The following is a 22,356-nucleotide window of genomic DNA, read 5'->3' on the forward strand; positions in this document are numbered from 1 at the left end:
GTTGTTATGATTAAGCTGAACAAAAATTACGGAATTATGGGTTTAGCTCGCAGTGGAATTGCGGCTGCCTATAAATTAAAGGACTTAGGCGCACTTCCTTTTTTAAGTGAACTGCGTCCTGAAACTGACCTCCCCGAAGCGGAGACATTAAAAAAGGACTTCCCTTGCGAATTCGGTGGACATACAGATAAACTATTGCAGTGTGATTGTTTAATTATTAGCCCCGGCATACCACTAAATGTGCCTATCTTGCAAAAAGCGAAAGCAAAAAATATTGAATTGATCAGTGAAATTGAGCTTGGTTACAGAATCAAGGCAGATGATTCCAAAATTATTGCCGTAACAGGATCCAATGGTAAAAGCACTACTGTAAGTTTAATTCAACATATTCTAAAGAGTATGAAGAAAAATTCCATTTTAGCAGGCAATATTGGCGATGCTTTTTGTAGTTATCCAATAGAAAAAAAAGGCATCGAATACATCGTGCTGGAAATCAGCAGTTTTCAATTGGACTTAATTGACAGTTTCAAACCCGATGTAGCCGTTTTGCTAAATATTACCCCTGATCATATCAATCGCTACAATTCCTTTGAGGACTATGCGTTAAGCAAGGTTAGAATCTTCAAGAATCAAAAAGCTACAGAAACAGCAGTTCTATTTTGGGATTCTCCCGAAATTAAGCAATATACCAATAACATTCAAGCCAATAAGTTATATTTTTCCTTAAAGAAAAATGCCAATGCCATGGCTTATTTAGCTGATAATTATATTCAATTCGGCTCTGAAACGCAAGTTCCTCTGTCCTCTTTTGAGATTAAAGGACCTCATAATTACGCTAATGCCATGGCTGCAATGTTGGCAGTTTATGCTCTTATCCCGAATTCGGAAAAAATTGTCGAAGCAGCAAATGGTTATAAACCGTTGCCACATCGCTTAGAGTTTGTAACCAGCATAAAAGATGTCTCTTTTTACAATGATTCCAAAGCTACGAATACCGATTCAGTGCGTAGCGCTTTATATAGTTTTGCTAAACCGATCAGAGTTATTTTAGGTGGCTCAGATAAAGGGGAGGATTATAGCGTGCTTACTTCAGATTTGCAACGAACAGTGAAAAAAGCATATCTGACCGGTGCAACTATAGAAAAAATGTCCCAAACTTGGAAGGACAAAATTCCTCTCGAATGTATTTCAGATTTTGAGCAATGCATGCGTAAAGCATTCAGCGATTCCGAACCCGGAGATATAATAGTTCTATCTCCTGCGTGTGCCAGTTTTGATAGATTTAAAAATTATGAAGAACGAGGTGATTTCTTTAAGAAAGTTGTAATGGAGATAAGCAAAGAAAATGAAAAGAAGTAAAACACAACGCTATATTGTTAGTTTTGACAAGATGATTTTGATTGCCTACCTTTTATTATGTTTAATAGGACTGGTAGTTATGCTTGATATTTCTTCCGTCCAGAGTTCTATGCACTATTTTTACAAACAGATTCTCTTTCTGTTCATATCTACCATTCTGGCAGTTGTTATTCTTTATGTATTCAATCTGGAAAAACTTAGGGTGCTTTCTCCTTACCTTGTTTATCTTACGATAATCCTACTGATTATTGTTCTGATAAAAGGAAGCACAATAAAAGGAGCTACTCGTCAAATCGATTTGGGATTTATCAATTTCCAGCCAAGTGTTTTAGCGCGTTTAGCATTGGTTTTTTATTTCGCTCATATTTTGGACAAAAAGAACGATGAGCTGGTCAGCTCCAATACGGGTCAATTCTTCAGTAATTTATTCGCTTTATTGTTAATTACGGCTATCACTTTCATCCTAATTATTAAAGAGAAGCACTTAAGTACTTTAATAATTGGGGGAGTAACACTGTATGGGATGCTAATCTATGCAGGGGCAAAAAAACGCGTTCTTTTAACTTTGGCATTAGTTGGAATCCTTGCTGCCGGCTTAGTTTTAGTAAAAGGTGCTGACTATAGAAAAGGACGCCTCACCACTTATAAAAAGTTCAGCTTGTTTTTAAGACCCAAAGGTGAAGTTAAAATAGAAGATAGCGATTACCAAGTAAAAGAGAGTTTAACGGCTCTTTCCAGTGGTGGCCTTATTGGGACAGGAATGGCAAGAGGCAGAGCCAAACATTATTATCTTCCGGAAGCACGCACAGATTATATTTACACTGTAATCGGTGAAGAATGGGGTTTTATCGGTGCTCTAATTGTTTTTGGTTTACATTGTTTTCTCTTCTTCCGATGTATGTGGATGGCAAATTCACAGGAGAACCGATTCTTAAAATTTCTGGGAGTCGGTTTGGCAATGAATATTTTTTGTAATGTTCTGGTTAATACGGGGGTAGCTATGTCCATTTTACCTCCAACGGGAAATACTTTACCTTTTATCAGTTATGGAGGTTCCGCTTTACTAATGGATTCCATTGCTTTGGGTATGCTATTAAATATTAGCGCCCAAAGGAGATATGTATGAAGTTTGTTTTCGGTGCAGGTGGAACAGGTGGACATATAACACCAGCTTTAGCTTTGGCAGATGAATTACAAAAACATAACCACCACTCTGTCTTCATCGGAAACCGAAACAGCATAGAAGAAACACTTTGTGTTTCAGCAGGTTATCCTTTCCGGCAAATTAAAGTGCAGAAATTGTATCGCTCTTTCAAGCAGGAAAATTTACTGTTTCCTTTTTACTTAATTAGCAGCATAATAAAATCAATCCATATCCTAAAAAAAGAAAAGCCACAGGCAGTTATTTGCACAGGTGGCTTTGTTTCAGGACCTGCAGCCATCGCGGCTGCATATTTGAAAATTCCCCTTTTCTTTCACGAAAGCAATAGTTTCCCCGGTTTGGTCACCCGAAAAATGGCTAAAAAGGCAGACATAATCTTCATCTCCTTTGAAAACACGCATAAATACTTAATCCAAGCTAAGCTTGTTAATTATGGCATTCCTTTAAGAAAGACCAATCTGGATAACAATTTGCGACCTTTTGATCTAAACACTTTAGGTTTAAATGACGATATACCAACTATTATCGTCAGCGGAGGTAGCCAAGGTTCCGTGGCTATAAATAAAGTTGTCAGTTTGGCTTTACCAAGTATATTATCTCTGGGATATCAAGTAATCTGGCAAACGGGTAAAATAAGTTATGAGCAATTTACTGCCAAACACAAGGGAACGCAAGGTCTGTTTCTCTTTGATTTTTCTCCTGACTTACCAAGAATGCTTTCCAGATGTCAATTGGCTGTAACTCGTGCCGGGGCTATGACGATAGCGGAATTGGAAGAAAATCGGCTACCTGCAATTTTGATACCTCTTCCCACCGCTGCAGAAAACCATCAATATTATAATGCTTTGGCTCAACAAGATAAGGGTGTAGCTGTGCTTTTAAAACAAAGTGAATTAACACCATCCACACTGGTTGAAAATATTCAAAAAGTAAGCGCAGATTTGGATAATTACTTAAAAAGATTTGCTGCCCTTCCACCCAATCAGGCAGCAGAAAAAATTGTAAAACATATTCTCAGTTATCTGCAAAACGAGGAGGAATAATGCTCGGAAGAACAAAAAAGATACATTTTGTCGGCATCGGTGGCATCGGAATGAGTGGTATAGCAGAATTTCTACACAATCAAGGACTCGAAATAACTGGTTCTGATCTGAAAAAATCAGACCTAACGGCACATTTAGAATCGTTGGGGATAAAAATTGAGGAAGGTCATCGCCAAGAAAATGTTGGAGACGCGGATGTAGTAGTTAAATCCAGCGCCGTAAGAGATGATAATGCAGAAATTATCGCTGCCAGAGAAAAGAAAATACCTGTTATTCGCAGAGCTGAGATGTTGGCTGAAATAACCAGAATGAGTTTTTCCATTGGAATTTCAGGAACCCACGGCAAGACGACTGCCACTTCTATGGCAGGTTCTGTTTTAGAAAGTGCCGGTTTGGAACCAACCATCATTGTGGGCGGGAAAGTGAAAAACTTTGGCAGTAACAATGTTATGGGTAGTGGAAAATATATCGTTGTGGAAGCGGATGAATATGACCATTCTTTTTTGTCGCTAACTCCTTGCATTGCAGGTATAACCAATGTTGATGAAGACCATCTTGATTGTTACAGCAATTTGGATGATATCAAAAAATCGTTTATAGAATATGCTAATAAGGTTCCTTTCTTCGGCAGCGTTATTGCCTGCTTAGATGATCCAGGAGTTCAATCAATATTGCCCTCCATAAATAAGAGAATTGTCACTTACGGTTTTTCTCGTCAAGCAGATGTTCAGGCAAGAGATATAGAGATGCAAGGTTTTGGCTCTTCTTATGATCTGCTTTTTAAAGATTACAAATTGGGACGCATAACTCTGAAAGTAAATGGCAGACACAATATTCAGAATTCCTTGCTGGCTGCGTCCATAGGTTTGGAATTGGATATTCCTTTTTCGGCAATTCTGGAAGGGCTGAATAAATTCAGTGGAGTTTATAGAAGATTTGATTTGAAAGGGGAAGCGGCTGGAATAACCATTTATGATGATTATGCACATCATCCTACCGAAATCAAAGCGACTTTGGAAGGTTTCAAAGATAGTGCCAAAAGGCGGATTGTTACCTTATTTCAACCCCATCTGTATTCTCGCACCAGAGATTTTTATGAGAAATTTGGCAAATCCTTTTTTTCTTGCGACTGTTTAATCTTAGCTCCCATCTATCCTGCCCGCGAACAACCCATTCCGGGCATAACTTCTAAACTGATTGCCGATGCGGCTATTCAAAGTGGACATCATCAAGTTCATTTAATTGAATCAAATGCTGAAATTGTCAGCCAAACCCTTTCTCTGCTTAAAGAAGGAGACATACTAATAACTATGGGAGCAGGGAATATTTGGCAATATGGAGAAGAAATTTTAAAGGAATTAAAGAATTATGTTGACACAAACCATAACAACTAAAATAGTAGTAACTTGTAACGCTGATAGCATTTTTTTAAATTTTAACGCTGTTTAGCTAAAGGTTTTGGATACATAAGCTTATGGAACTAAACAAAGGGACTCGTAAACGACGCGGTAATAGCCGTTATTACCTGTTCTTTTTCTTTGCCTTAGCGGGTGTGGCTATTTTGGGTACAGGTCTGTGGTTTGGGCTTACTCACATAGAGCTTTTTACTTTCCAGAAAGTTCGCGTAACAGGCAATGAAGTTATCCCAGATACATTATTTTATACAATAGCTCAACCTTTTCTGGGTATGAATCTGTTAGCTGTTCCTTCTTCCGAGCTAAAATCCAAAGTTAAAACGCTCTCTCGCATTAAAAATGTTAAAGTTCATAAACATTTACCCGATACAATCAAGCTGGAAGTTACTGAATGTAAAGCTGCCATCTATTTAAAAACCATCGAGGGAGAACTTCATCCGGTGGATACAGAAGGTAAAATTTTAATAGAATATTCACCTATCAATAGAGAAGATTTGCCCATTTACAGCACTTACATAAGCAATAATCAAGTCCGACCGGGTATGAGGTTAAAAAATGCTGGGCTTCAAAGAGTGTTACAATTACACAAACGCATAACCAAAGAAGCTCCTGATTTTTTACCGCAAATTTCGGAATATTATTTGATAGATAATACCATTAACATTATTGACGCCAAGACAGGCACTCGTATCATACCTTCTCAGGAAGATATGGCAAAGCAATTAGCCCGTTACAAGTTTGTTCAAGATAACGGAAATATAAACAAACACAGCGTAGTTGATCTACGCTATAAAAACCAGGTTGTAGTTAAGGCAGGTAAGTAAATGAAACAATCTATAATCACCGCTTTGGATATTGGCTCTTCCAATGTTCGTTGTATCATTGCCAAAGAAGCTGCAGAAAAAAGATTGGAAATTTTAGGCATTGGAGAATATCCTTCCGAAGGCATAGAATGTGGTATCGTTAAAGATATTCAGGCTCTTTCCGGCTGTGTGGCAAAAGCAATTTCCACTGCGGAAAATGCGGCAAACACATCTGCTGCTAATATTTATTGCAATATAACAGGTGAACATATTAGAACGCAAATTGGAGACGGACGCATTTCCATCCCCTCTGAAATTCCCAATGAACCAGGAGAAATTACTGAAGAGCATATAGAACAGGTAATCAATGATGCTAAAAATAGCGTTAAAATTCAAAAAGGACTGGAGCGTTTTAGAATCTTACATGGCATTCCACATAACTTTGTGATAGATAATCAAGATGATATACATAATCCAGTTAATATGAACGGTTTTCATTTAATTGCCAGGGTCTATACCATTCTTGCCGAACTTACCCCTATGCGAAATTTAAGCAAATGTATTGAACTTGCTGGCTATACCATCAATCCAGAGAATTTCGTTTTGAATCATATCGCCATTTCTGAAGCCGTCCTATCTGAAGATGAACGACGGCTGGGTTCATTAGTGCTTGATATCGGAGGCGGAACTTGTGATTTAGCAATATACAATCGTGGCTCTTTGGAAAAAATATTGGTGATTCCCATGGCAGGAAAAAATATAACAGAAGACCTTGCCATCGGGCTTAAAACTACTTTAGGAAACGCAGAATATATTAAAGTGGAATATGGAAATGCTTTGGCAAGCAGTGTTGATCAAGCTGAAGATATTGAAGTGGAAGGTATTAGCGGAAGATCTCCCAGCCGCAAAACCAGATTCTTGGTTAGCAATGTTATTCAACATAGGGTAGAAGAAATACTCTCTCTCTGTTATACCAAAGCAAAAGAATTTTATACTCCCGAGCTGGTTACGGCTGGCATTATTCTTTGTGGCGGAACAGCTAAAATGAAAAATCTGGATGTTGTTCTTTCCGAATCTTTTAACCTGAATGTTAAAATAGCTACTCCAGATCTTTCCAGATTGAATGGAATGATCAGTCGTTTGGAAGATCCAGCTTTTGCAACCGCCACCGGAATTTTATACTATGCCTTAGGCAAAAACAATGAACCCGTGAATAAGAGTTTTACTTTGCCAAACCTCAAAAATACTAAATTTATGGATAAAATAAAGAAAATACTCAAGGACTTCACCTAAAAGGGGGAAAAATGATAGAATTTGACGAAAAGCCAAGCCAAATAGGAACCAACATCAAAATCATCGGTGTGGGAGGAGCAGGTGGCAATGCCCTGAATACAATGATTGACAACAATCTTTTCGGAGTGGAATTTATTGCCGCCAATACAGATAGCCGCGATCTTGCCAAAAGTAAAGCTAATATGAAACTTCAACTGGGGAAAAAATTAACCCGGGGATTAGGAACAGGAGCTACTCCTGAAACTGGGGCAAGAAGTGCAGAAGAATCCAAAGACGATATCAAAAGTCATTTGGACGGAGCCGATATGGTTTTTATAACTGCCGGTATGGGTGGCGGAACAGGAACTGGAGCTGCCCCGATTATTGCCAAAATTGCCCGTGAAATGGGAATATTAACCTTTGGGATAGTTACTTCTCCATTCCCTTTTGAAGGCACAAGAAGAGCCGAAAATGCCGTATCGGGAATTAAACATTTACGCGAATTTGTAGATACTTTGCTGGTAATTCCCAATTCCAAACTTTGTGAAATATATTCAGGATTTACTTTAGTGGACGCATTTCACAAAGCTGATGAGGTTTTATTTGAGGCAGCCAAAGCCGTAAGTGACATCATTAATGTTACGGGTTTAATCAATGTGGATTTTGCCGATGTAAAATCAATTATGCAAAATATGGGCTATGCCCTTATCGGAAGTGGTATTGCCGAAGGTGAAAATCGAGCCATCAATTCCGCGCGAGCAGCCATTGATAATCCTCTTCTTTCCCACATCAGTTTACAGGGATGTCAATCTCTGCTACTTAATATCACTGCAGGTTATGATATCTTGATGAGCGAATTTGATGAGGTCTCCAATGTTATCGTCAGTGAAACTGGCAAAGCGGCTAATATTATAATGGGAATCATTCTGGACGATAGTATGGCTGGAAAAATTAGAGTCACCATCATCGCCACTGGTTTGGATAAAGAAGGCAGAGAACATCTCATTGACTTCCCCGGTTTACCGGCTACGGAAGAAACGATTAAAGATAAATTCAATAAGCCAAATGAGCCAGATGCTGATATTATAGATATTTTTAACCGTCTAAATATTAATAAACCCGCTGCTACGGAAGAGACAAAACCCTCCGTGAATGAACCGACAAAAATGCCTCCTTTCAAAACAGATGTCCCTTCTTTTCTGCGAGCGCTTGATTAGTTTTTTCCTATCTTATTCATCATAAACTCCTCCTTGTTTATGTGAAACAAAGTCCAAAAGCTCACAAACCGTCAGCAACCCCCGCTGACGGTTTTTTTTGTGTAACGAAAATAGAGAAAAGAACAGGACAATAGCATTTAATTATCCGCATAACAACCAGCAACAATATACTCAGTAAGGCACTCACTTTAGTCACTTATGATAAAGTAACAATTCTCTAACACTTCTCTAACGGAATAAGAGCAGTGTAAGAGATGTGTTACTTAGTCGTTAGATAATGGACTATGTTCCAAGCAGTTACCATATTGCAAGTATTCGAAAGCTTAAATACACCCTATCTACACAAAAGCAAAAGAGTTATGCGTGTATTTGGTGAGGATGGCGCTGCCCTTGTTCTAAATGCTAAAAATGTTCTCCCCCTTTCTTTATTCGGCTCTCTCCCATTTGGCTTAGAACAACAATTCTTGACAATTAAAGGCAATCGGAAATAAAGTGACAATAAGGAAAATTATGAATAAAGAGATAGATGAGCGATGAATACTACTGGCTTAAAAGATGATAACATAGTTGCTCTGGTGGATTGCAACAATTTTTATGTATCCTGTGAACGGGTGTTCAATCCTAAACTAAATAACAAACCAGTAGCTATTTTATCAAATAATGATGGTTGCATCGTTTCTCGCTCGCAAGAAATCAAAGACCTAAAAATTCCTATGGGAGCACCCGGTTTTAAATATGAGGCGCTCATCAATAAAAACGGGGGGACATTGCTTTCTTCCAATTATGCTCTTTATGCTGATATGAGTTCACGCGTGATGGAAGTGCTGGCTATGTTCTCTCCAGACATAGAAATTTACAGTATTGATGAAGCATTTTTGGGGCTTAATGGATTTAACAATAGAGACCTGGAGAACTTTGGCAAAAAGATAAAAAAAACGGTCTTTCAATGGACGGGCATACCTGTCTCGGTGGGAATTTCCAAAACCAAAACCTTGGCAAAAGTGGCAAATCATTTTGTTAAACACTATTCTGCTTATAAAGGTTCGCTCTGTTTACTAATTGATGAACGCATTGGCAAGGCATTGGCAAAGACACCCGTTTCAGAGGTCTGGGGAATTGGACGCCAATATGACAAATTTTTACGCCAGAATAAAATTGAGACAGCTCTGCAATTGCGTGATGCAGATGATAAATTTATCGACCATTATTTAACCTCTACGGGCTTAAAAACGGTTTTGGAATTGCGTGGCTATGCTTGTATTGATCTGGATGATGCGCCCATTTCCAAAAAAAGTATCGTTACTTCTCGTTCTTTTGGTAAACAGGTGTCAGAACTTTCAGAATTACAAGAAGCTGTTTCTGAATATGTTACCAGGGCTGCGGAAAAATTGCGTAAACAAAATTGTGTGGCAGGTCTGCTGATGGTTTTTCTTTCCACAAACCGCTTTAAAGAAGGTCCGCAATACAATAATTCATTGTCCACAACCCTCTTCCCCCCTACTGCTTACACTCCAGACCTGATAGAAAAAGAGTTAGTCATACTGGAAGAACTTTTCTTGCCCGGTTTTGAATTTAAAAAAGCCGGCGTGATGCTGGCGGATATCGTTTCGGAAGAAGATGTCCCCTTAAGCTTTATGGAAGTGAATTATCTGGATGATAAACGCAAAAAACTGATGGAAACAGTTGATAAATTGAACCAAACTTATGGTCAGGACACCCTTTTTTATGCCAGCAACGGTATTAAAAAGGACTGGAAGATGCGCCGCGCAAAACTTTCTCCACACTATACTACAAATTGGAATGACCTTCCAAAAGTGAAATAAAGTGTGGAAGTGCATTAGCTCAAAATGCGGAAGTAAAGGAAAAGGATTATTTGATGCTTTGGACGATAGAAAATAAAACGCAAAGCGAAATAAAAATAAAGCGGTCTCGTTTCGTTTGTACATTGTATCCTCTTCCCCATGCGGAAAATGTAAAAGACCTATTAAATGAACATTGCCGACTTTATGCCACTGCCAATCATCACTGCTATGCTTACATTTATGGTTTGAACAAAGATATAACTTATTATTCCGATGCGGGAGAGCCCTCCGGAACAGCCGGAAAACCTATTCTGAATGCACTTTTGCGTAATAATTTAACAAATATTTTGGCGATCGTAACCCGTTATTTTGGAGGCATAAAATTGGGAGTGAAAGGTCTGATTGATGCCTATGGTGAATCCGTGGAACAAACCATCATGCAAAGCAAATTGATTGAGGCAAAACAGTTAGTATATTTATCCCTCACCTGTGATTATCCTACTTTTGAGACCCTGAAACATATTGTGGAAACTCTGGCGGGTGAAATCAGTCAAGTTATCTGGACAGAAGAAGTTAGCTTTGTTGCATCAATGCCCGCAGAACAAGAACAGACCTTTATGGAAAATATAAATTGCCTTTCGGGCAAATATCGCTTAAATTATTAATATAAACTTTAGAGAGGGGATAATGAAATACCTGATATTAATTATAGTGATTCTGATGAGTGTAATGATGCTCTATGCAAATGACTACTGCATTGTGGAAGTGAAAACCGGTGAAATGCTTAACCTACCGGAACTGGCAAAAAAATTGCAAAAATATGATATCATCTTTTTTGGGGAATATCACGATAACGAAACTCTCCATTACCTCGAAAAAGAACTTTTGCCTTTATTGGAAACCAAAAAAGAACTGATAATATCTATGGAAATGTTTGAACGCGATGTTCAAAGTGATTTGGATGCTTATGTGGAAGGTTGGCTTAGTGAAGAAGAATTCTTGCAGAAAAGTCGCCCTTGGAATAACTATTTAACCGATTATCGTCCGATAATTGAATATGCCAAAGCGAAGAAATTAAGCGTTATCGCAGCAAATATTCCGCGCCCTATTGCCGGAAAAATGGCAAGAATGGGTGATGATTTTATGGACGCTCTCTCTGAGGAAGATAAAAAATGGTTACCCGCTAAAATAACCAACCCCGATGATGATTATAAAAAAGCATTTCTGGCTACTATGGAAGATATGCAATCCCCAATGATGAAGGGCGATCCGGAATGGCAATATAAATCGCAATGTCTGAAAGATGACACAATGGCAGAAAGTATTGTCAATGCTTTGGAAATGAAGCCCAAAGCTCGTATAATTCACTTTAACGGCGATTTTCACAGTAGAAACTTTTTAGGAACCGTCAGCCGAGTGCAAACAATGCTCCCTAAAAAACAAATAGCGGTTATAAGTCCTTCCAGCCGTGAGGACTGGAAAAATGGAACTTTAACCGATGCAGAAAAGAAAGCTGGAACTTTTATCATTCTAATTCCCCAACAAGGAGGTGAACAGTGATCCGCAATCCTATGCATGCCGGAACTTTTTATCCGCGTTTTGAAAAACAACTAAGACGCCAAATTGAGAACTGGATTGGTAATGCTACCCCCCCTATTGCCTCTGAACGCAGTTTGGGATTGATTCTTCCGCATGCCGGTTATATGTATTCAGGTGAATGTGCTACGCTGGGAATGTTCAGTATTTCCCACGAAAATATTGATTCTTTCATAATTCTGCATCCCAGCCATCAATCCAACTATTTTGATTTTAGCGTTTCTCCTTATCAAGAATATTTGACTCCTCTGGGAATGATGGCTTTAGACACTGAGCTATATAATAAAATTGCTCCCAGTGCAGATCAAAATATTCCGCTGATTTTACACCAAGAAGAGCATTCTATGGAAATTCAGCTGCCTCTGGTAAACTACTTTTTCCCCCAGGCAAAAATATTGCCTATTATGTTCGGTAACCAGATTCCTGCCGTCTCTAATCGCCTTGCGGAATTGCTATATGAAACAATTTATAGCTCTACGAAAAGAATTGTGGTTCTCTGCTCTTCTGATTTATCACATTATCATCGTGCCAAAACAGCCGAACAAATGGACGGTATTTTGGTGAATGATGTTACCTCTCTTGAACCTGAGCAGTTATGGCAAGATACTATAAATGGCAATAGTGAGGCATGTGGAATTGGCGGAATACTCACTATGTTATATTATGGAAAACTATGCTCAAATGCTAAAATGAGAGTAATTCAATATACTCATTCGGGAATAATTTCCGGAAACGACACGCAAGTTGTTGGTTATCTCTCCGCCAAAATGTATATTTAACGAAACAGGAGGGAAAGATGTTTACCCCTGAACAAAAAAAAGAACTGCTATCCCTGGCAAGAAACACTATAAAAGCTCATTTTACAGGACAGAAAGTTACTTTACCTGATGATCCCGCTTTCCAACCTAAACGCGGTGTTTTTGTCAGTTTGCATATAAATAATGAACTGCGCGGCTGCATTGGTTATATAAAAGGGTATAAATCCATTGCGGAAAGTATCAGTGAAATGGCAGTGGCAGCCGCTTTTCAAGATCCGCGTTTTCCTCCCTTAACGGAAAGGGAACTGGAAAAAGTAACTATTGAGATTTCTGTTTTGGGCGAGCTAATCCCCTTACTGAAAAATGAGCAACCAGAAATAGGTCGCGATGGACTTTATATCCAAAACCCTTTTGGCAGCGGAATATTACTGCCTCAAGTGGCGGTCGAATATAACTGGAAACCGGAGACCTTTTTAAGAGAGGTCTGTAGAAAAGCTGGTTTACATCCCAATGCCTATTTGGAACCATACACTACTGTCTTTCGTTTTACTGCGGATGTCTTTAGTGAAATGGATACATTTTGATTGACAGATAAGCCACGGCTAATTTTTTGGTGTGCAAGTTTGTTTCTTTTGCGGGAATAGCTCAGATGGTAGAGCGCAACCTTGCCAAGGTTGATGTCGCGGGTTCGAATCCCGTTTCCCGCTCCAGATATATTTTTGGCGACATAGCCAAGTGGTAAGGCAGAGGTCTGCAAAACCTTTATCCCCGGTTCAAATCCGGGTGTCGCCTCCAGCTTTTTTGTGTGCCGGAGTGGTGGAATTGGTAGACACAAGGGACTTAAAATCCCTCGAGCCCTAAGCTCGTGCCGGTTCAAGTCCGGCCTCTGGTACCAAAAGCGGGAATAGCTCAGTTGGTAGAGCGCAACCTTGCCAAGGTTGAGGTCGCGGGTTCGAACCCCGTTTCCCGCTCCAGATATATATTCCACCTGCTAAAATAAGGATGTTTCCGTAGATGAACAATTTTACAGCTGTAATCTTTGATATGGATGGAACTTTAATTGATTCTATGCAAATCTGGCGTAATGTGGATAAGGAATTTTTGCATTGCCGGGGTCTGGAAGTTCCAACTGACCTGTTTGAAAACCTCCCTTCCGGGAACAGCTTTATTCAAACAGCCCAATATTTTAAGACCAGATTCGGTCTGCCCGATAGTCCCGAAAGTATTATGCAAGAATGGACTAAGATGGTTTGTAATCATTATGAAAACAATATAAAGCTTAAACCCGGAGCCACGGAATTGCTTATCGCTTTAAAAGAAAAAGGAATAAAAATCGGATTGGGAACCAGTAACTCTTTGGAATTGGCAAAAAAAGTGCTAATGCGCAATGCCGTATGGCATTATTTTCAATGTGCCATAACCGGAGATATTGATCTAATGGGCAAGCCCTACCCCGATATTTATTTGAAGGCGGCAAAACACTTATGTGAAGAGCCACAACACTGTTTAGTAATTGAAGACACTTTAACGGGTGTGCAGGCAGGAAAAGCAGCAGGAATGACTGTTTTTGCCGTTTATGATGAAGATAGTCGCGATCAACATTCCTCTATGAAAATGGTCGCAGATGGTTTTTTCCCTGATTTGAAAATACTTTCAGAAGAGTTTTTTCGCATCTTGGAATAAATCAACTGTCTGCACAAATACAAATGCAAGTAATAATTATCTTTCAGGGAGCTTATGTATGATGCCTGAGTTATATATAATAATAGGTGCTTATGGAAGCGGGAAAAGTGAATATTCCATTCATTTGGCACGCAGTTTTAAGGCACAAGGATTGGATGTAGTTTTAGCCGATTTGGATGTAGTAAATCCCTATTTTAGATCAAGGGAAATAAAAGACGATTTTGATGTGGAAGGAATTGATGTAATCGCTCCGGAAGGAGAATTTAAGCACAGTGATCTGCCAATGATTTCTCCCCGCGTAAAAGGGGCAATCCAAAATAAAGCAAAAACGGTTATTTTGGATGTTGGCGGAGACCCAGCTGGCTGTAGAACATTGGGTCGTTTTGAAGAACTCATCAAAAACCGGGGCTATAAAATGCTTTATATCGTGAATACAATGAGACCTTTTACTGCCACTCCCGAAGAAATAGTTACGATGAAAGAAGGTCTGGAAGCCAGCTCTCGTCTTAAAATAACGGAAATTATCTGCAACACGAATTTGATGGAAGAAACCACTGCCGAGCTTGTGGAAAACGGCATAAAAATAATTAACCGGGCATCAGAGATTCTACGGCTGCCTTTTAACACTTATTTGGTCTTAAATAAATACGAATCTATCGTGCCTGATAATTTATGTGGCAAAAAGAGAGAAATAATGGCTTACAATCTTAGCAAGCCATGGGAATTGCTAATAGCAAAAGGAATTTGCTAAAGAGGATATTTCGCTTAGAATATATATAAAAGAGCGATCAGGAAATTAGATATAAGCAATTCCCTGATAGGGTAAAAATAAAGCGAATTCCGGCACGAAAATTGTATATTATAAACTGCATATTTAAGATAAACAGGAGCTTAACTCTATGCAAAAACAAAGCATATTGGGTATCATATTATTAGGCATAGCGCTTTCCCTTACCGGAACTTATGCCTTTGCTACCAATTCCGCTCAGGAAAACAGTTTGTTTGAGGGAACGCGTTTTACGGAAACAAATCCACCGGTCGCACCAGTTCGTCCCGTGGCTGAATTTGAACCTGCTTCCAATGTTTTAATTCGTTATCCTTTAGGCATACCTGTTTCGCTGGTAGCTCAACTGGCAAATACGGCAGATGTAATTTGCATCGTAAGTAGTTCGCAACAAAATTCCGCCATCAGCGCTTTTACCAATGCCGGCGTAAATATGGATAATGTTAGTTTTTTAAATGCAAATACCGATTCTTACTGGACAAGGGATTACGGTCCCTGGTTCATTTTTGACGGAAATGGCCAATATGGAGTAGTGGATTTTGCTTATAATCGTCCGCGTCCCAATGATAATTTAATTCCGCAAGTATTTGCCACTCAGCTAAATTTTACCTACTACGGAATGAATTTACAACAAACAGGTGGCAATTATATGTGTGACGGAATTAATACTGCCGCCCAAACCAATTTGGTCTATTCCGAAAACAGTAACAATCAAACCAATGTAAACACTAAAATGAATCAATATTTAGGCATTACTAACTACTTAGTTGTAGCCGACCCAAATAATACTTATATCGAGCACATTGACTGCTGGGCAAAGTTTCTGGCTCCAGATAAAATATTGATTCGAAGCGTGCCAGTTAGTCATTCTCAATATAATGCCATAGAAACGGCAGCCAACTATTTTGCCACTCATAATTGTGCTTGGGGCTATCCCTATCGAGTTTACCGGGTTTATACTCCCAACGATGAGCCCTACACTAATTCCTTAATTTTAAATAAAAAGGTCTTTGTCCCAATTGTGGGTAACAGCAACGATAATTCTGCCTTACAGGCATATCGAACAGCAATGCCAGGATATGAAGTTATTGGTATATCTCAAACAAGTTCAGCTCCTTGGGAATCTACAGATGCTTTACATTGTAGAACGCATGAAGTTCCCGATAAAAATATGCTGCAGATTGTTCATACACCTTGGCACAATATAATTTCTGCGGGAACAGAAATTGTTTTTAATGTAGAAATAACGGCTCATAGCGGTCAGCCATTATATACTGATTCACTTTTTGTTTGTTACAAAGTAAATTCAGGCAGCTGGCAAAGAAGTTATTTGCAACCTCTTACGCGCAATAATTATTCAACTTCTTTAAATGGATATGCTTTGGGGGATACGATTCGCTACTTCATTCACGCCGCAGATCAATCGGGAAGAAATTCAGACCATCCAGTTTTTGCGGCTTTAGACCCTCATCTTTTTGTTATTGAACCAGATAATAATCCTCCTACATTAGCACATACACCCATTACTACGATTGGAAATCAGAACGAACCCATTAGTTTCGTGTTATCTGCAAATGACGAAAGTGGCATCAATCAGGTGCTTTTCAGCTATAAAATAGATAATTCCGTTGTTTCCACTTTCCCAATGAACCCTTTATCCGATAGCACCTATATCTTCCAGTATTATCCTGAATTTGTAGCGGGAGACAGTTATTTCTATTACAATTTTGCCGTATCCGATGAGGCAAATCCTTCTAATATAGGTTATCTTCCGGCACAGGATTTATGGTATGAAATCCCTATCCGTCCAGTTTCCATTACGGACGAAGTGCAAACACCATCTCCCTCAGCGGCTTTGTTATGTGTGTATCCCAATCCGTTTCGGGCAGGTAAAGATATGCTCAAAATGCAGTATTATACAGAAAAGTCCGCTCCCTATTCCGTTAAAATTTATAATCTGAAAGGCGAAATAATTTTCGCCCAAAATGGATCAACCAAAGCAAATGGACTTCAGGAATTTTGCTGGAACGGAAAAGACAGCCAAGGAAATTTGGCTGCCAATGGACTTTATTTAATTGAAATTTTACAGAACTCAATCAGCCGTAAAAGCAAGCTGATAGTAGTAAAATAGTGTTATGTGTATCCAATTCTACAAAAAAAATTCAGAAAAGTAGATTTAGTTATTGACAAAATTATGAGTTTTATGTTGATTGATCTTAGCCTACAGACCCTACATAGAATGCCCTCCGAGCAGTGGGGATGCCGCCCGGCATTCCCCACTGTATTTTTTTGTCAAGAGCAATAAATGAGGGCTCTGTTTTCCCTTTATCAACTATGTATTTTGCTTAAAAAGGAGAGATGAACAAAATTGGAAGATATCCGTCTGGAGAATTTGAGCAAGGATTTTGACGGCTTTGTTGCCGTGGAAAATGTATCATTAACAATTCAGAGCGGAGAATTATTCTCTTTCTTAGGTCCCAGTGGTTGTGGAAAAACTACGCTCTTAAGGATGATTGCCGGTTTTGAAATTCCCAGTGCAGGCAGGGTTATTATTGATAATATGGACATTACGAATCTGCCTCCTTACAAAAGACAGGTAAATACAATATTCCAGAATTATTCTCTTTTCCCGCATATGACGGTATTCGATAATGTCGCTTTCGGTTTGCGCATCAAAAAATATCCCAAAAATGAAATAAACAGTCGGGTGAAAGAAATGCTTTCTCTGGTAAAAATGGAGGATCAAGCAAATAAATTTCCCGACCAGATATCAGGTGGACAAAAACAACGCATAGCCATAGCTCGTGCATTAATTAACCAACCCAAAGTTTTACTTTTGGATGAACCGTTGGCTGCTTTAGACCTGAAACTGCGTCAACATATGCTCATTGAATTGATGAACATTCACGATGCCGTGGGCATTACTTTTATTTATGTAACGCATGATCAGAGTGAAGCAATGAGCATTTCAGACCGCGTGGCGGTTATGAATCATGGAAACATCATTCAAGCAGGCCCTCCGGATGATATCTATGAGAGACCTGAAAGCGTTTTTTCTGCATACTTCATCGGAGCCACCAATTTGATCACCGGAGAAGTAATCGGCATTGAAGATGATTATGTGCAAATCAGATGTCCGGATGGCACAGGCAATAGTTTTGAAATAGACAGCACTTTTCATTTTCAGCCCACCATTGGGCAAGAATTAACCGTGTCTTTGCGTCCCGAAAAAATAGCCATTTCCCGTAATAAACCACGCTATCAGGAAGATATAAATATTCTGCGCGGAGTGATTGAAGATATTCTTTATTTGGGTTCCCACACACAATATATCGTAAGGGTGGGAGATCTGAAAATAAGAGTATTCAGTCAACACAAACGAGTTTATTTTGACGATAAGGCACTGGATTGGGAAGAACCGGTCTGGCTTTTTTGGCATGATACCGATACTTGGTTGATAAACCAAATTCCTGAAAATGTATTATCCCCCGACGAACTTTCGGAAGGTGGGGTCAATCATTTTCAGCGTTCAATAAAACGCCCTTCAATAGAATGAAAAATAAACCTTCTCTCAACCCAAATTATGCACTCCAAGTAGCTTCTGAACGCCGTAAAAATCTCACTTCTTGGGTATTGACCGCTCCTGCTTTGCTCTGGCTGATTTTCTTTTTTCTGGTTCCCTACTTAATTGTAATCATATATAGTTTTCTAACCGCCGATATTTATGATGTGAAGTTTGAATTTACTTTGGAAGCATATCGGCAGAGTTGGACGCCTGCTTATCTACATACTTTTTATTTGTCTTTTCGGCTGGCTTTGTTAACCACTTTTTTAAGTTTATTGTTGGGTTTTCCAGTTGCCTATTATATTGCAAGAGCAAAAGATAAAGTTAAAAACACTTTGCTGATTTTTATCATCATACCATTCTGGACAAACTTGATCATTCGCATATTCTCCTGGCGTATTTTTCTTGCCTATAATGGGGTATTGAACAATCTTCTTTTGGATTTGGGTTTGATAAATAACCCGCTGGAAATTATGAGAACCGATCTTGCCGTTATTTTAGTGATGGTATATGTATATTTGCCTTATATGATTTTGCCTTTATATAGCGTGTTGGAAAAGATGGATTGGACGCTTTTAAATGCCGCGATGGATTTAGGAGCAAATGAAGTTAAATCCTTTTTCCACATTACTTTGCCTTTGGTAAAAGAGGGTATCTTTGCGGGTGGATTGCTTGTTTTTATTCCTGCCTTGGGTTCATATTTGATACCTCAATTGGTGGGAAATCAAAAATCGCTCTATTTAGGACAGGTCATCACTTACAAAGTGAAAAATATACCCCGTAACTGGCCTATGGCTTCCGCACTATCACTTACTTTACTTTTTATCGTCGCTCTGTTTTTAATCGTTATTTATGCCTTTTACAATAGAAACAAAGCTCGGAGGCATCAGTGAAGCGTTTTTCTGCCGGACAGTTCTTTAAGGGAATGAATTTAACCGTTTTCACTCTGGTGATGGTATTTCTGTATATTCCCATCTTAATTTTAATCATTTTCAGCTTCAATGACGCCAAAATTATCACCGGTTGGAAAGGGTTTACATTGCAATATTATGTCCTTTTGTTCCAAAATAAAACCATCTTGGAAGCATTTCGCAATACGATGCTGATTGCCTGTTTATCCACTCTCATTTCCACAATTTTTGGAGTTCTGACCGCTATGGGAATGGAAAATAAAAAATTCAGCGGAAGTAAATTTGTTTCAGCTTTAATCTACATTCCTCTCGTTATTCCGGATATTTTAATGGGTGTTTCGCTTGCTTTACTGTTTAATTTTACCAAAGTAAACACAGGATTGTTCACTGTTTTAATAGCGCACATCACTTTTTGCATTTCTTACACGGTAATCGTTATCCGCAGTCGACTGGACGGTTTTGATTATTCACTGGTGGAGGCGGCGATGGATTTGGGAGCGAAACCTGGCACAATTTTTTGGAAAATAAAAATGCCGCTGATTATGCCCGGGATAATCGCTGCGGGACTTTTGGCTTTTACCCTTTCCATAGATGATTTCATTATCACCTTTTTCACTTCCGGAAGGGGCTTCGACACCTTGCCAATTTATGTGGAAGGAGCCATCCGAAGAGGAACCATCACCACCATCAATTCCTTGTCCACCATTATGATTGGCTTAACTTTGCTGCTGGTGGTAGCAACTAAACGCATTCGCAAAATTGTAATTTCCTCCCTCTGATACACCTCTCTCTCAGCTAATCAATGCAATTTAAGAAAAAGCTGAGGCAGATTATTGCTTACGCACAGAATTCGCCCAGCCAATTTGCTATGGCTTTTGCCCAAGCTTAAATTCGGTAACTCATTTATTACCATTATCATTTATGCTTACTTTCCCGCTATTACAAAAGCTATTTGCTCTTACTGGCTAATCTTATGCTGCTCAATACTTTGCCATAACCATCCCGTGTTTTGATACGGGTTGGTTTCGGCATAGTTTCGGCCTGGATACGGGAAGCAAGTAAGGAGGGATTGAGTTTTGAACACCATAACATTCCATCGGAAGGTTGGTGAGGGATTTCGTTTGACATAAACCTAAGGTAAACATTTTTGGCAGTATGAATGAGATTATTATTAATAAAAATGCCAAAAATCAGTTTGATACACTGCCTAAAGGATGGGTGTTTTTCCTCCTAAGTAGTGAGAAAGAAGAACTCTATGCCGGTTATTCTGCCAACTTGAAAGCAAAAATAGATTTCTTTAGCAACAAGGCAAAAGAGGGTGGAATTCATCAAGAGATGTGGAATGCGGCAAAAACATTGCAGTGGATATCCTATCCGGAAGCGATTTCTGCCCTGATACACTACAAATGTCATTTAGCGAAAAACCTTCCTCTCTACCAATATCAGATTAGACCTTGGGCTGAATATGTTTACTTGGCATTAGATTCACATCGCTATCCTTTTATTACGATTCAGGATAATACGAATGAAGATTGGTTATATTTAGGTCCTTTTCGCAGCCGTTTTTTCCTGATTGATGTGCTGGATATTTTTGCTCGTATGCTAAAATTGCCTGCGTGTGAAACAGGTGAATTTCCCTGCGAAAAAAAGGAAATAAATTTATGCCAAGGGTGGTGCATGGCTTTGGAAGGTAACACCGAAAAAAATACTGAATATAACTTAGATAAATTGGAATCCCTTTTTAAAGAGATATTTCTGGTTCCCGAGAACGGAATATTGGAACTGATTCAGCAAGAACGAAATAACTATTTTAATGAGCTGGAATTTGAAAAAGCGTCCCTGCTTGATGAGGAAATTGATCTCCTCAATAAATACCGTAAATGGCTGCAATTTCTGATTGCGGCAAAACATTTGGAATACGATAGTGAAGAGCTTAAAATACAACAAGGTAAGATTACATTTTGTCGTATGGAAGGAAAATCATATAATTTTCCTGTTGACAATACAGAGTTCAGAATTAACGAGACACTGGCTTTAAATTTGGATAGCGTGGATGAAAGTAAAATTATCTACGATTTCTTGAGAAAGGACAAAGGAGCATAAATGCACAAAGAGATTAGCAAATTAGCCATAGTTAAACGAAGTAACCAAGGCAAAGTGCGCGATATATATGACTTAGGAGAGAATCTGTTAATCGTTAGTACCGACCGTCTTTCCGCTTTTGATGTTGTTTTTCCGAATCCTATTCCGGATAAAGGAAAGATACTAAACGCCATATCAGTGCATTTTTTTAAGTCCACTTCCGACATTATCCCCAACCATTTCATTACTGACGATGTTTCTAAATATCCTATTGAGCTGCAAAAGTTTAGTGAATACTTAGCGGGTCGCAGTATGCTAGTGAAAAAAACTCGCGTCATTCCCTTTGAATGTATCGTGCGTGGCTATATAAGTGGGTCCGCCTGGAAAGAATATAAAAAAACCCGAACCATCGGCGGAATGCTTATTGCCGAAGAAATGCAAGAAAGCCAAAAATTTAATCATCCTCTCTTTACACCAAGTACTAAAGTGGAAGACGGACACGATGAAAATATCAGTTACCGCGAATTTATGAGCCGGATGGATGAGACGCTCGCCGTTCATATTAAAGATAAATCGCTGGAATTATATTCTTTTGCACACGATTTACTAATGCAAAAAGGAATTATTTTGGCAGATACCAAATTTGAATATGGCACAATCGGCTCTCAAGTGCTTTTAATTGACGAAATATTCACCCCTGATTCATCCCGTTTATGGGATTTTGATGCCTACGAAATTGGCAAAAGTCCCGAAAGTTTCGATAAACAATATGTGCGTGATTATCTGGAAAACAGCGGTTGGGATAAACAACCCCCCGCTCCTATCCTTCCGGAAGAAGTGATAGAAAAAACTCGACAAAAATATTTAACTATCTTAAAAATAATAACAGGTAAAGAATTGTAAC

20 protein-coding genes and 4 tRNA genes are annotated in these 22,356 nt (G+C 38.9%); all 24 read left to right on the plus strand.

From position 1 onward, the window contains the following. Positions 1–6 precede the first annotated feature (6 nt). The 24 genes from murD (at position 7) to ABFC98_06835 (ending at position 22,355) form a co-directional block, all read left to right on the plus strand. Positions 7–1,359, plus strand: a complete 1,353-nt coding sequence (gene murD / locus ABFC98_06720; protein ID MEN6445725.1) for a UDP-N-acetylmuramoyl-L-alanine--D-glutamate ligase — start codon at positions 7–9, stop codon at positions 1,357–1,359. Then, positions 1,346–2,485, plus strand: coding sequence for an FtsW/RodA/SpoVE family cell cycle protein (locus ABFC98_06725; GenBank protein MEN6445726.1), 1,140 nt, complete (start codon positions 1,346–1,348; stop codon positions 2,483–2,485). The genes murD and ABFC98_06725 overlap by 14 nt, the downstream gene beginning before the upstream one ends. Then, on the plus strand, positions 2,482–3,564 hold the full coding sequence (murG, locus tag ABFC98_06730; GenBank protein ID MEN6445727.1) for an undecaprenyldiphospho-muramoylpentapeptide beta-N-acetylglucosaminyltransferase: 1,083 nt from the start codon (positions 2,482–2,484) through the stop codon (positions 3,562–3,564). The genes ABFC98_06725 and murG overlap by 4 nt, the downstream gene beginning before the upstream one ends. Next, entirely contained in the window at positions 3,564–4,958 is a 1,395-nt protein-coding gene (murC, locus tag ABFC98_06735; protein ID MEN6445728.1) for a UDP-N-acetylmuramate--L-alanine ligase, read from the plus strand. The genes murG and murC overlap by 1 nt, the downstream gene beginning before the upstream one ends. 80 nt (positions 4,959–5,038) lie before the next feature. After that, complete coding sequence (locus tag ABFC98_06740; GenBank protein ID MEN6445729.1) at positions 5,039–5,803, plus strand: FtsQ-type POTRA domain-containing protein; 765 nt, start codon at positions 5,039–5,041, stop codon at positions 5,801–5,803. Further along, positions 5,804–7,075, plus strand: a complete 1,272-nt coding sequence (gene ftsA, locus ABFC98_06745) for a cell division protein FtsA (GenBank protein MEN6445730.1) — start codon at positions 5,804–5,806, stop codon at positions 7,073–7,075. A gap of 11 nt (positions 7,076–7,086) precedes the next feature. Next, positions 7,087–8,271, plus strand: coding sequence for a cell division protein FtsZ (gene ftsZ, locus ABFC98_06750; GenBank protein ID MEN6445731.1), 1,185 nt, complete (start codon positions 7,087–7,089; stop codon positions 8,269–8,271). Positions 8,272–8,804: 533 nt separating this feature from the next. Then, positions 8,805–10,094, plus strand: coding sequence for a Y-family DNA polymerase (locus ABFC98_06755; GenBank protein ID MEN6445732.1), 1,290 nt, complete (start codon positions 8,805–8,807; stop codon positions 10,092–10,094). 53 nt (positions 10,095–10,147) lie between these two features. Then, on the plus strand, positions 10,148–10,738 hold the full coding sequence (locus ABFC98_06760) for a YigZ family protein (protein MEN6445733.1): 591 nt from the start codon (positions 10,148–10,150) through the stop codon (positions 10,736–10,738). A gap of 22 nt (positions 10,739–10,760) precedes the next feature. Then, entirely contained in the window at positions 10,761–11,633 is an 873-nt protein-coding gene (locus ABFC98_06765) for a ChaN family lipoprotein (protein ID MEN6445734.1), read from the plus strand. Then, positions 11,630–12,448 carry an AmmeMemoRadiSam system protein B gene (amrB, locus tag ABFC98_06770; GenBank protein ID MEN6445735.1) on the plus strand — a complete coding sequence of 273 codons (819 nt, stop codon included), beginning with the start codon at positions 11,630–11,632 and terminating at the stop codon, positions 12,446–12,448. Before ABFC98_06765 ends, amrB begins: the two co-directional genes overlap by 4 nt. A 17-nt stretch (positions 12,449–12,465) precedes the next feature. Continuing rightward, positions 12,466–13,011 carry an AmmeMemoRadiSam system protein A gene (gene amrA / locus ABFC98_06775; GenBank protein ID MEN6445736.1) on the plus strand — a complete coding sequence of 182 codons (546 nt, stop codon included), beginning with the start codon at positions 12,466–12,468 and terminating at the stop codon, positions 13,009–13,011. A 50-nt stretch (positions 13,012–13,061) separates the two neighbouring features. Then, positions 13,062–13,137: transfer RNA gene (locus ABFC98_06780), tRNA-Gly, on the plus strand. A gap of 11 nt (positions 13,138–13,148) precedes the next feature. Next, positions 13,149–13,222: transfer RNA gene (locus tag ABFC98_06785), tRNA-Cys, on the plus strand. A 12-nt stretch (positions 13,223–13,234) separates the two neighbouring features. After that, a tRNA-Leu gene (locus ABFC98_06790) sits at positions 13,235–13,322 on the plus strand. Between the two features lie 3 nt (positions 13,323–13,325). After that, positions 13,326–13,401: transfer RNA gene (locus ABFC98_06795), tRNA-Gly, on the plus strand. Between the two features lie 40 nt (positions 13,402–13,441). After that, the gene (locus ABFC98_06800) at positions 13,442–14,110 is read left to right on the plus strand and encodes an HAD family phosphatase (protein ID MEN6445737.1); all 669 of its coding nucleotides are present in this window, start codon (positions 13,442–13,444) and stop codon (positions 14,108–14,110) included. Positions 14,111–14,168: 58 nt separating this feature from the next. Then, complete coding sequence (locus ABFC98_06805; protein ID MEN6445738.1) at positions 14,169–14,861, plus strand: hypothetical protein; 693 nt, start codon at positions 14,169–14,171, stop codon at positions 14,859–14,861. Between the two features lie 148 nt (positions 14,862–15,009). Further along, positions 15,010–17,025: an agmatine deiminase family protein gene (locus ABFC98_06810; GenBank protein ID MEN6445739.1), complete on the plus strand. Its 2,016-nt coding sequence runs from the start codon at positions 15,010–15,012 to the stop codon at positions 17,023–17,025. Between the two features lie 237 nt (positions 17,026–17,262). Next, on the plus strand, positions 17,263–18,450 hold the full coding sequence (locus ABFC98_06815) for an ABC transporter ATP-binding protein (GenBank protein ID MEN6445740.1): 1,188 nt from the start codon (positions 17,263–17,265) through the stop codon (positions 18,448–18,450). Continuing rightward, positions 18,447–19,352 (plus strand): ABC transporter permease, encoded by a 906-nt coding sequence (locus tag ABFC98_06820; protein ID MEN6445741.1) that lies wholly within the window; start codon positions 18,447–18,449, stop codon positions 19,350–19,352. Before ABFC98_06815 ends, ABFC98_06820 begins: the two co-directional genes overlap by 4 nt. Then, positions 19,349–20,149, plus strand: coding sequence for an ABC transporter permease (locus ABFC98_06825; GenBank protein MEN6445742.1), 801 nt, complete (start codon positions 19,349–19,351; stop codon positions 20,147–20,149). The genes ABFC98_06820 and ABFC98_06825 overlap by 4 nt, the downstream gene beginning before the upstream one ends. A gap of 376 nt (positions 20,150–20,525) precedes the next feature. Then, on the plus strand, positions 20,526–21,473 hold the full coding sequence (locus ABFC98_06830) for a hypothetical protein (protein MEN6445743.1): 948 nt from the start codon (positions 20,526–20,528) through the stop codon (positions 21,471–21,473). Next, positions 21,474–22,355 (plus strand): phosphoribosylaminoimidazolesuccinocarboxamide synthase, encoded by an 882-nt coding sequence (locus tag ABFC98_06835; protein ID MEN6445744.1) that lies wholly within the window; start codon positions 21,474–21,476, stop codon positions 22,353–22,355. The last annotated feature ends 1 nt before the right edge of the window (position 22,356 follow it).

Source organism: Candidatus Cloacimonas sp., assembly GCA_039680785.1.
Taxonomy (GTDB): Bacteria; Cloacimonadota; Cloacimonadia; order Cloacimonadales; family Cloacimonadaceae; genus Cloacimonas.